At 65.2% G+C, this 10,480-nt stretch carries 8 protein-coding genes and 1 rRNA gene; 3 read left to right on the top strand and 6 right to left on the bottom strand.

Annotation, left to right across the window (positions count from 1 at the left end; all coding sequences use genetic code 11):
• The first annotated feature begins 10 nt into the window (after nt 1-10).
• Nucleotides 11-127, top strand: a 5S ribosomal RNA gene (gene rrf, locus AC1D14_RS20310).
• Nucleotides 128-320: 193 nt separating this feature from the next.
• Nucleotides 321-815 carry an SRPBCC domain-containing protein gene (locus AC1D14_RS20305; protein ID WP_476969096.1) on the top strand — a complete coding sequence of 165 codons (495 nt, stop codon included), beginning with the start codon at nt 321-323 and terminating at the stop codon, nt 813-815.
• Here the strand turns inward: AC1D14_RS20305 and AC1D14_RS20300 are convergent.
• Both AC1D14_RS20300 and AC1D14_RS20295 read right to left on the bottom strand, forming a co-directional pair.
• Nucleotides 808-1,827 carry a LacI family DNA-binding transcriptional regulator gene (locus tag AC1D14_RS20300; RefSeq protein ID WP_476969095.1) on the bottom strand — a complete coding sequence of 340 codons (1,020 nt, stop codon included), beginning with the start codon at nt 1,825-1,827 and terminating at the stop codon, nt 808-810. The two genes, AC1D14_RS20305 and AC1D14_RS20300, sit on opposite strands and share 8 nt — an antisense overlap.
• Nucleotides 1,828-1,831: 4 nt before the next feature.
• Nucleotides 1,832-3,577 carry a glycoside hydrolase family 13 protein gene (locus tag AC1D14_RS20295; protein WP_476969094.1) on the bottom strand — a complete coding sequence of 582 codons (1,746 nt, stop codon included), beginning with the start codon at nt 3,575-3,577 and terminating at the stop codon, nt 1,832-1,834.
• Nucleotides 3,578-3,780: 203 nt separating this feature from the next.
• Here AC1D14_RS20295 and AC1D14_RS20290 point away from each other — a divergent pair, with 203 nt between their 5' ends.
• On the top strand, nt 3,781-5,151 hold the full coding sequence (locus tag AC1D14_RS20290) for an FAD-binding oxidoreductase (RefSeq protein WP_476969093.1): 1,371 nt from the start codon (nt 3,781-3,783) through the stop codon (nt 5,149-5,151).
• Nucleotides 5,152-5,256: 105 nt separating this feature from the next.
• Here the strand turns inward: AC1D14_RS20290 and AC1D14_RS20285 are convergent, their stop codons facing one another.
• From AC1D14_RS20285 to AC1D14_RS20270, 4 genes are all read right to left on the bottom strand, one after another.
• Nucleotides 5,257-6,675, bottom strand: a complete 1,419-nt coding sequence (locus AC1D14_RS20285; RefSeq protein WP_476877609.1) for a DUF4032 domain-containing protein — start codon at nt 6,673-6,675, stop codon at nt 5,257-5,259.
• A 158-nt stretch (nt 6,676-6,833) separates the two neighbouring features.
• On the bottom strand, nt 6,834-7,916 hold the full coding sequence (locus tag AC1D14_RS20280) for an ABC transporter ATP-binding protein (RefSeq protein ID WP_230119747.1): 1,083 nt from the start codon (nt 7,914-7,916) through the stop codon (nt 6,834-6,836).
• A gap of 226 nt (nt 7,917-8,142) precedes the next feature.
• Nucleotides 8,143-8,973, bottom strand: coding sequence for a trehalose-phosphatase (gene otsB, locus AC1D14_RS20275; protein ID WP_230119748.1), 831 nt, complete (start codon nt 8,971-8,973; stop codon nt 8,143-8,145).
• Nucleotides 8,963-10,465 (bottom strand): alpha,alpha-trehalose-phosphate synthase (UDP-forming), encoded by a 1,503-nt coding sequence (locus AC1D14_RS20270; protein ID WP_290369781.1) that lies wholly within the window; start codon nt 10,463-10,465, stop codon nt 8,963-8,965. Before AC1D14_RS20270 ends, otsB begins: the two co-directional genes overlap by 11 nt.
• Between the last annotated feature and the right edge of the window lie 15 nt (nt 10,466-10,480).

Below are 10,480 nucleotides of genomic sequence, written 5' to 3'. Positions count from 1 at the left end.
GTACAAGGGTTACGGCGGTCATAGCGTGGGGGAAACGCCCGGTCCCATTCCGAACCCGGAAGCTAAGACCCACAGCGCCGATGGTACTGCACCCGGGAGGGTGTGGGAGAGTAGGTCACCGCCGGACACTATTTACGGCCAAGGCCCCGACAGCAAATGTCGGGGCCTTCGCTCTTTAACCCGGAAACCAACCACACCGCCGCATGCACCGGCCCCTATTTTCGGCGAGCACAACCAGAGCCCGGCTCGGGCTTCGACGGGCTCAACCACCAGCCCGCACCAGCGATCCTGTCGGTCTCGAGGTTGTAGAGTTGGTGCCCATGGAAAACCTCTTCAGCCACGCTGCCGGCCCCGGCGCCAATCAGCCTGATCCCTCCGTCGAATTGGATCCGGTGATCTGCACCGTGGTTGTGCCTGGACCTGTATCCCGGGCCTTCATGGGGTTTACGGACCATACGCATTTGTGGTGGCCCATGGAGGAGCACAGTGTCTTCGGTACGGGGTCGCACGTTGAGTTTGAGGAAAACCTCATCCTTGAGACGGCGGACGATGGCAAGACCACTTCGTGGGGAACCATCGATGATTGGCAGCCGCCGTTGTCGTTCCACGCGTCCTGGTATCCGGGAACCACAGCGTTGTGGTCTACGGAGCTGAGGGTCGCGTTCAGAGCCGTGGATGGGGGCACCGAGGTGCGCCTGGTCCATGACGGCTGGGAGGGCGCGGAGGACCCGTCCGCGACGCGCGCCAGCTACGACAAGGGTTGGCCGGATGTCCTCGCAAGGTTTGCCCGCTTCATGGGCGTGCCAGCTAGCTGATCGATGGCGGTACGGCGGTACTCGACCGGATAACGAACTTCGTGGGGTACTCGGTATCGACTGCCGGCCGGCCGGCGCCGCCGTCGAGCCCCTCCAGCAAGAGGCGCACCGCCAGCGCCCCCTGGCCGCGGGGATCCTGGTCAATGGTGGTGAGACCGAAGAGTTCACCGAGCTCGTGCCCGTCCAAACCGATGACGGACAGATCTTCCGGGACCCTGAGGCCGAAGTCGCGGGCAGCGAGGATGGCGCCGATGGCCATTTCATCGGAAGCGGCGAAGACCGCGGTGGGACGCTCAGACGGGCTGCCGAGGAGCTGACGAGCCGTGGCGTAGCCGCCCTGCATGGTGAAATCAGCGGTGGCAATCCACTCCGGCCGGACGTCGTGCCCTGCATCCCGCATGGCCATTTCAAAACCTGCGAGCCGCGTGCGCGGGATCTTGAAGTCCTGTTCATAGACTGAATCTCCGGTCAGATGCGCGATCCTGGAGTGGCCCAGCCGGATGAGGTGGTTCACCGCCGCTTCGGACAGGCCGTGGTCGTCGATCCGGATGGTGGAGGCGCCTTGGAGCGGGCCGCCAATGCCCACGATGGGCCGGTGCACAGCCAGCATCTGCCCGATCTCCGACTCCGTCAGGGCCAGCGAAACGGCTATCACGGCGTCTACGCGCTGGCGGAGCAGGAAGTCCTTGAGGACGCTCTGCCGGCGCGCTGAGCCCTCACTGACGTTGTACAGCGTCAGGTCATAGCCGGCGTCCAGCAGCGCCGCAGAAACGCCCTCCACCACCGACGAGAAGTACCAGCGGTGGACGGAGGGGACCACGAGCCCGATGTTGTAATTGCGGCCGGAGGCCAGGCTCGAAGCCTGGTAAGACGGCACGAAACCGAGATCGGAAGCCGCCGCCTGGGCACGTTCGCGGCTCTTCGGCGACACGTTGCCCTTGCCGCTCAAGGCCCGCGAAACGGTGGCTATGGAGAGCCCGGCACGTTCCGCGACGTCCTTGATGCCGGCCATGTTGTTAGGTCTCCGTATCCTCTGCTGAAATCCTCAACCAAACGGTCTCCCCAGAGCCTAATCCATGCCAGCCCTCGGTTCCGTAGTCCCTGGCGGAGCTGCGCAGCAGCACTGCACCCGCAGGCAGTTCGAGGGCGTCTTGGCCGACATTCATGACCACCAGGATGTTGCCGTTGAGGAAACCCAACGAGGCGCCGGTGCACCACTCTTCGGCCCACGACAGTGAACCGCGGCCGAGGCCGAGTTCGCGGCGGACCGCCAGCATGCGCCGGTACAGGTTCAAGTGCGACGACGGGTCCCCGGCCTGGGCGTCCCGGGCCAGTTCGGCGAAGCTCGCCGGCTGCGGCAGCCAGGGGTCCTGGCCGGAACCAAAGCCGTGGTGCGGCTCGGAGGCACGCCACGGCAGCGGGACGCGGCAACCGTCGCGGCCCAGCCGGGCGCCTCCGGTCCGCGCGAACGTAGGATCCTGCCGCTGGTGGGCGGGGATGTCGATGCCGTCGGGAAGGCCAAGCTCCTCGCCCTGGTAGATGTAGGCACCGCCAGGCAGGCCCAGCATGAACAGGGTGGCAGCTGCGGCCCGGGTTCTGCCCAGGTCGTGATCCGGCTGGGGGTCCTGGGGCCCGATTCCGTCGCCTTCGCGCGGTGACGACCAGTAGTAGCCGAAGCGGGTGGCGTGCCGCACGACGTCGTGGTTGGACAGTACCCAGGTGCTGGGCGCGCCCACGGCGTCCAGCGACGTCAGGGACTCGGTGATGACGTGCCGCAGCCGGTGGATGTCCAAGCCGGCATGCAGGTAGGGGAAGTTGAACGCCTGATGCATCTCGTCCGGCCGGACCCACTCGGCCAGGCGGGACAACGGCTCTACATTGGCCTCGGCGCACAGGATGCGGTCGGGGCCGTACTCTTCARGGATGCGGCGCCAGTTCCGGAAGATGTCGTGCAGGGCCGGCTGGCCGAACATGGGGGCTGCATGCCCCGGGAAGCCATCGATGCTGGTGCCGTCGGCGCGTCCGCCCCAAGCAGGAAGCCCGGGCGCCTTGACCAAGGCATGGGCCACGTCCACGCGGAAGCCGGAGACGCCGCGGTCCAGCCAGAAGCGCAGCACGCGCTCAAACTCGTCGTGGACGGCCTGGTTGTCCCAGTTGAAATCAGGCTGGGAAGAGTCGAAGAGGTGCAGGTACCACTGCCCCGGTGTTCCGTCCGGCTCGGTGATCCGTGTCCAGGCCGGACCTCCAAAGTGCGACTCCCAGTTGTTGGGCGGCTCCTCGCCCGCGGGGCCTGTGCCGTCCCGGAAGATGAACATGTCCCTCTGCGGGCTGCCCGGCCCTGCGGCCAGCGCAGCCTGGAAATCGCGGTGCTGGTCAGAGCAGTGGTTGGGGACCAGGTCCACGATCACCCTGATGCCGAGCCGGTTGGCCTCGGACACCATTCCGTCGAAGTCGCCGAGCGAGCCGAACAGCGGGTCCACATCGCAGTAGTCACTGACGTCATAGCCTGCGTCGCGCTGGGGGGAGCGGTAAAAGGGTGAGAGCCACACCGCGTCGATGTCCAGTTCGGCCAGCTGCGGCAGTTCCGCCGTGATGCCGGCGAGGTCGCCGATCCCGTCGCCGTTCATGTCCCGGAAGGACCGCGGGTACACCTGGTAGATGACGGCCGATCGCCACCAGCCGTGGGCATTGTCAGCGGCGTGGACGGGTGTCAGGGAGCCGGCCAGCGGCGAAGGGGAATGCAGTAATGAGTCAACAGACATTGGGCAAGTTTAGAGGCAGCGCAGGTCAGAATGAAAGCGCTTCCAGTGCGTAGTACGTTGACAGTTTCGGTAATACTCCCGTGTAGAAGCGTCAGGACCTTCACTGGATTGGAAGCGCTTGCATTCCGGTAGGTGAGACGTAACTCACGGGACTGGGCCGACATCTAGACTGGGAGGCACGTGTGACGGAAACGGGAGACCCAATGAGCAGCATTGCTGACGAACTCACGTCAAACCTGGGGCCAGGAAAAGTAGTCCAGGACCCGGCCGTCCTGGCCGCCTACGCGGTGGACCAGGCGCCGGTGCTGGACTATCAGCAGCCGCTCGCTGTGGTCTTTGCGGCGTCGGTGGCGGACGTACAGGCAACCGTGAAGAGCTGCGCCGCGCACCTGGTTCCACTTGTGGCGCGGGGTGCCGGAACGGGGGTCTCCGGAGGAGCCCACGCCACCGAGGGGTCGGTCGTTCTGAGCCTCGAGCGGATGAATCGGATACTGGACCTGAACCCGGACGACGAGACCGCCGTCGTGGAACCGGGAGTGGTCAACGCAGACCTGAACGATGCTGCCGCCAGACACGGCCTGATGTTCGCGCCGGACCCGGCGAGTTTCAGGATGTCCACGATCGGCGGGAATGTAGCCACGAACGCCGGTGGGCTGCGTTGCGCCAAGTACGGAGTGACACGCGACTCTGTGCTGGCGCTGGATGTGGTGCTCGCCGACGGTTCGCTCATCCGCACCGGCCACCAGACCTTCAAGGGCGTGGCAGGCTACGACCTCACCGGGTTGTTCGTCGGATCGGAGGGGACGCTCGGGATCGTGGTGGGCGCAACAGTGCGGCTCAAGTACCTGCCGCGGGAGGTGCACACTATCGCAGCCTTCTACCCTGACTTTCGGCAGGCAGCCGCCGGCGTGCTAGCCGTGGGCAGGGCCCGCGTACAGCCGGCCATCATGGAACTGCTCGACGGCGGGTCGCTCACGCAGCTGGATGAGATCCACGGCTCGGACCTGGCGTCGAGGGGGGCCTCCCTCCTGCTGATCCAGACCGACGGCTTCGGGGCAGCGGCGGAGGCCGCCGTCGTGCTGGATGTGCTTGCCGCGGGCGGCGCGGTGGTGACCACCGAAGCCAGCGAGGAAGCCGAGCAGCTGGTGGAACTGCGGCGCAACAGCCGCGGCGTCGAAGTGGACGATCAGTACCGGGTGGGCGAGGACGTGGCAGTGCCCCGTTCGCGGCTGGTGGACTACGTGGCAGCTCTCGAATCGCTGGCTGAGGTCCACGAAGTGAAACTCAAGGTGGTGGCCCACGCCGGCGACGGGAACCTGCATCCCACGTTCTGGGTGGACCGCGTGAATGACCTTGTGGACGCTGATGCGATGCAACGCCTGAACAAGGCACTGGATGCGTCAATCGCGGTTGCACTGGACATGGGCGGCACCATCACGGGGGAGCATGGCATCGGGCAGTACAAGCTGCGCTGGCTGAGCCTGGAGCAGCCGGAACCCATCCGTGAACTGCAGCGACGGGTCAAAGAGCTCTTCGACCCCGCAGGCATACTGAACCCGGGCAAAGCGATTTAACGCAGCTGTGCCATAACAAGCAGTGGCACAACAAGCAGTGCCGCAATAAGCAGCGCCACAACCGGCCGTGCCACTGGCAGCGGCGCGTTGGCCGTGCGCTCAGGATCAGTCGTCTGAGTCCGGGTACTCGTCAACGGATTCTTCGTCGCCGTACCGGGACTCTTCCGTTTCCACTTCCAGGATCTTCAGGAGCCCGGTGTCGGGGTTGAGCATGATGGCTGCCTCATCCCGGCGGTGGCGCAGGATGGAATCGATGTAGGACTGCACCGCTTCGGCCAGCGGAATGTGGCGTTCCTGTTTTTCGGACATGTACCAGCGGTGCTCGAGCACTTCGTGCACGGCTTCGGCGGGTTCCAGTTTTCTTGAGAGGTCGCGGGGGATCGAGCGCACGATGGGTTCGAAGATCTGGCTCACCCAGAGGTGCGCGCTGTATTCCTCGTCCATCTCCGGATTGTTGTCCGCGCGGAACGAGTCCATGTCGTTCAGCAGGCGGCGGGCCTGGTTCTCCTGGGCATCCAGCCCGGTGAGGCGCAACAGGCGCCGCATATGGTGGCCGGCGTCCACGACCTTCGGCTGCAGCTGGATGGTGGAGCCGTTCTGGGTGGTCTTGATCGCGTATTCCTCGACGTCGAAGCCCAGCTCGTTGAGGCGCCGGATGCGGGCGCCCACCCGCCAGCGTTCGCCAAGTTCGAACGATTCCTTTTCGGTCAGCTCCATCCAGAGGCGGCGGTAGCTTTCCATGATGAGCTCGCTCGTGGCCACCGGGTCCACCTTCTCCTCGATCAGGCCGCCGTCGAGGAGGTCCATGAGCTCGCCGGCGATGTTCACGCGGGCAATCTCCAGGTCATACTCCCGTTGGCCGGTGGAGAGGTCCGGATAGAGTTCGCCGGTTTCCGCGTCCACGAGGTACGCGGCAAAGGCGCCGGCATCCCGGCGGAACAGGGTGTTGGAAAGCGAGACGTCGCCCCAGTAGAAGCCGATGAGGTGCAGCCGAACCATCAGCAGGGCCTGCGCGTCGATGAGCCGGGTCAGGGTGTCCTTGCGCAGCATCTGGGAGAAGAGAGCGCGGTACGGCATGGAGAACTTGAGGTGGCGTGTGACGAGTACAGGGTTAAGGGGCCTGCCGTCCGGGGTGGTGCGGCCGGTGATGACGGCGACGGGTTCCACACAAGGGACATCCAGCCGGGCCAGCTTCCGGAGCATGTGGTACTCGTGGCGGGCAACGTGTTCGGAGGTTTCCTTGATGGCGATGACGGACCCGCCCAGGTGTGCGAAGCGCACGATGTGCCGCGAGATGCCGCGGGGGAGGGCGGCCAGGTTCTCGGCCGGCCAGTCTTCGAGCGCAATGTGCCACGGCAGGTCCAGCAGTTCCGGATCCGCGGCGGCCGCAGTGATATTCAGGGAACTGGAGACCAAGGACGCTTTTTCATCGTTCGCACTGGCGGCTTCGAACCGCGGCAGCTTGCCGATCTGCCCGTAGTCGGTGGGTTCGTCATGCCACTGGGCGCTGTATTCCTCGGTCATGGCTCAATTCTTCCGTACGTAGGGTCGGCGTGCCTAAACAGAGTCAGGGTGCCGGTGCTTAACGCCCGACGGCGGCCCTTCCGGTTGGGAGGGCCGCCGTCGGTTGCTTATTCCGGAGATGCTCTGGCGGTTTCGACAGGCTCAACCGCCGGTGGGGACTAGTCGCCCAGGCGCAGGCCGGTCTTGGTGTCGAACAGGTGTACGTGTCCGGACTGCGGGCGAACGTAGATGGACTCACCCTTCATCGGGGGCCGGCGGCCGTCGACACGGGCCACGATGTCGTGGCTCTTGCCGTCCAGCGTGGTGTGACCGTAGACGTAGGCATCGGCGCCGAGTTCTTCGACGACGTCAACCTCAACCTGAAGACCTTCACCTGCAGCGACCTGCTCGAGGTCCTCGGGGCGTGAACCCAGGGTGACAGTGGCGCCGTGTGCCTCTTCGAGGACATCGCGGGGAACCGGGTAGACGGTTCCGCCGAACTGGACGCCGCCGTCGACGACGGGGAGTTCCAGCAGGTTCATGGCGGGGGAGCCGATGAAGCCGGCAACGAAGACGTTCTTGGGCTTGTCGTAGAGGTTGCGCGGGGTGTCCACCTGCATCAGCAGGCCGTCTTTGAGCACGGCGACGCGGTCGCCCATGGTCATAGCTTCCACCTGGTCGTGGGTCACGTACACGGTGGTGACGCCCAGTCGGCGCGTCAGGGACGCAATCTGGGTGCGGGTCTGGACACGGAGCTTGGCGTCCAGGTTGGACAGCGGCTCATCCATGAGGAAGACCTGCGGGTTACGGACGATAGCACGGCCCATGGCAACACGCTGGCGCTGACCGCCGGAAAGGGCCTTCGGCTTGCGGTCCAGGTACGGCTCGAGGTCCAGGAGCTTGGCAGCTTCGCGGACGCGCTCGGCGCGCTCTTCCTTGCTGACGCCTGCGATCTTCAGAGCGAAGCCCATGTTGTCCGCCACGGTCATGTGGGGGTACAGGGCGTAGTTCTGGAAAACCATCGCGATGTCGCGGTCCTTCGGCGGAACGTCGGTGACATCGCGGTCGCCAATGAGGATACGGCCGGCGTTCACATCTTCGAGGCCTGCGAGCATTCGCAGGGAAGTGGACTTGCCGCAGCCGGAGGGTCCTACGAGGACCAGAAATTCGCCATCAGCGATTTCGATGTTGAGCTTGTCAACAGCGGGCTTCTCTGTGCCCGGGTACAGACGCGTAGCGTTATCAAAAGTAACTGTAGCCACAGTTATCAATCCCTTCACCGGCAGGTACGTGCCGGACGATCCGTAGTGAATGGTTCATGTAATTCAGTTATGTACTGCTTTATGTACTCCCCGGCCTAAGCCGAGGAGTATCGCGTGACGCCGCACGGTTCCTGTGCGCCACATCACATAGAGAGTATGTCAGATTTATCCCGAATGGTTGCAAATGTTACGGAGCTCACACGTGAGATGCCACACGCGGGCCGGATCAGGATGGCACTTCCACGGTCTTGCGCCGCTCCCGCAGCAGGGCTTCCAGCAGTTCGGCGACGTGCACGGGCGCCTCGACGCGGAACTGGGCCTGTGTGAAATCGAGGCCCACTTTGACACCCACGTCACCCGGCGTGAGGCGTCCGAAGGCGTCTTCGTCAGTGGTGTCGTCGCCGGCGAATATCACGGCCGTGGCGCCTGAGGCCTGCCTGAGGAAGTCGACGCCCTCGCCCTTCGAGGCGTGGACCACTGACGTTTCAAGAACCCTCTTTCCGTTCTTGAGATAAAGTCCCTTGCGCTCCTTTAGTGCCGCGCGGGCGGCGGAAACCGCGTCTTCGGCCACGTCATCCGCGGCCAGTCTCGTGTGGAGGACGACGCCCGCGGGCTTGTCCTCCAGGAGTGTGCCGGGGGCGAGCTCCACGATGCCTTCCAGAATGCTGCGGACCTCAGCCAGGAGTTCCCGCTGTTCGGGCTCCAGGGTGAGGGGCGCCGAACCCGGGCCGAGCCAGGCCTCGGCTCCGTGGCTGCCGATCAGCAGAGTCTCTTCGGGGGGTGAGGCGACCGCCCGCAGGCTGTCGAGGGCCCTCCCCGAGATGAGTGCCGTCGTCGTGCGCGGAAGGACAGCGAGCTCCGCGAAGGCGGCCGCGGAACGGGGCAGCGGGCGCGCGTCGCCCGCGTGGTCCACGAGCGGCGAGATGGTGCCGTCGAAGTCCATGGCGACCAGCAGGTGTTCAGTGCCGGCGATGCGCCGGACGGCCTCCAGCAGCTCCGGCGGGAGCGTCAGCGGGGTGCTTTCACGGGCGCGGGCGGGGTCTGCCTCAGGAGTCATCGCGGACCACCTTTTCGTTAAGGGCGTGCAGGAACTCGGCGGACCAATGGTCGACGTCGTGGTCGAGGATCTGTTTGCGCATGGAACGCATGCGGCGGGCCGATTCTTTGGGAGACATCCCTACGGCCCGCATGACAGTGTCCTTGAGCCCGTCGATGTCGTGCGGGTTCATAAGCAGCGCCTGCTTGAGCTGGTCTGCTGCGCCCGCGAATTCGCTGAGGACCAGCGCGCCGTCGTTGTTGGTCCGCGCAGTGACATATTCCTTGGCCACGAGATTCATGCCGTCGCGCAAGGCCGTGACCAGCATGACGTCCGCTGCCAGATAGAGCGCCACCATCTCTTCAATGGGGTAGCTGTGGTGCAGGTAGCGCACGGCCGTGTTCTCGATGGTGTCGTAGGTTCCGTTGATGTGGCCCACGGTGCCCTCCACCTCTTCGCGCAGCAGGCGGTACTGCTCCACGCGCTCGCGGCTCGGGCTGGCCACCTGGATCAGCGTTGCATCGCCAACGTTGAGCTTTCCCTCCTTGAGTAGCTCTTCGTAGGCTTTGAGCCGGTGCCGGATGCCCTTGGTGTAGTCGAGGCGGTCGACCCCCAGCAGGATGGTCTTGGGATTGCCGAGGTCCTGGCGGATCTGGCGCGACCGTTCAATGATTTCCGGTTTTCTTGCCAGTTCCGTGATCTGCCGGACGTCGATCGAGATGGGGAAGGCCTGGGCGCGGGCGATATGGGTGATGCCGCCGTCGGCGCCCTTGACGTGGACCTGCTGCTGCTTGACGCTGGCGCCGAGGAACCGGCGGGCCGAGCGCATGAAGTTGCCGGCGTCGCTGCTGCGCTGGAAGCCCACGAGGTCGGCGCCCAGCAGCCCGTCGATGATGGCGTGGCGCCAGGGGAGCTGGGCGAAGATCTCGGGCGGGGGGAAGGGGATGTGGTTGAAGAATCCGATCCGCAGGTCGGGCCGGGCCTCGCGCAGCATCCGCGGCACGAGCTGGAGCTGGTAATCCTGGACCCACACTGTTGCGCCGTGGTCGGCATGGCGCACGACGGCGTCGGCGAACCTTCTGTTGACCTTCCGGTAAGACTCCCACCAGGTTCTGTGAAACTCCGGCGGGGCGATGACATCGTGGTAAAGCGGCCAGAGGGTGGCGTTGGAGAAGCCCTCGTAATACAGCTCAACGTCATCGTTGCTCAGCTGGACCGGGACCAGGTCCATGCCGCCGTGGCTGAACGGCTTGACCGTTTCGTCGGGGGCGCCGTGCCAGCCGACCCACGCGCCGTCGGTCTTGGTCATCATCGGAGCGAGCGCGGTCACCAGGCCGCCGGGCGAACGGCGCCAGCCGGAGCCGTCGTCTCCGTGCTCTCCCGGGGCGCAGCGGTCCACTGGCAGGCGGTTGGACACCACCATGAAGTCGTACGTTGTGGCGTGGGAGCTGTCTGCAGACGTAGCCCCGCCGTCCGTTCCCGTATTCGGTTTGTCGCTGTCAGGTCCTTGCATTGCGCCCCCTGGGGT

This window comes from Arthrobacter sp. P1_B11, assembly GCF_056406715.1.
The sequence above is the reverse complement of the archived record's forward strand: the minus strand, read 5'-3'. Positions and strand labels throughout refer to the sequence as shown.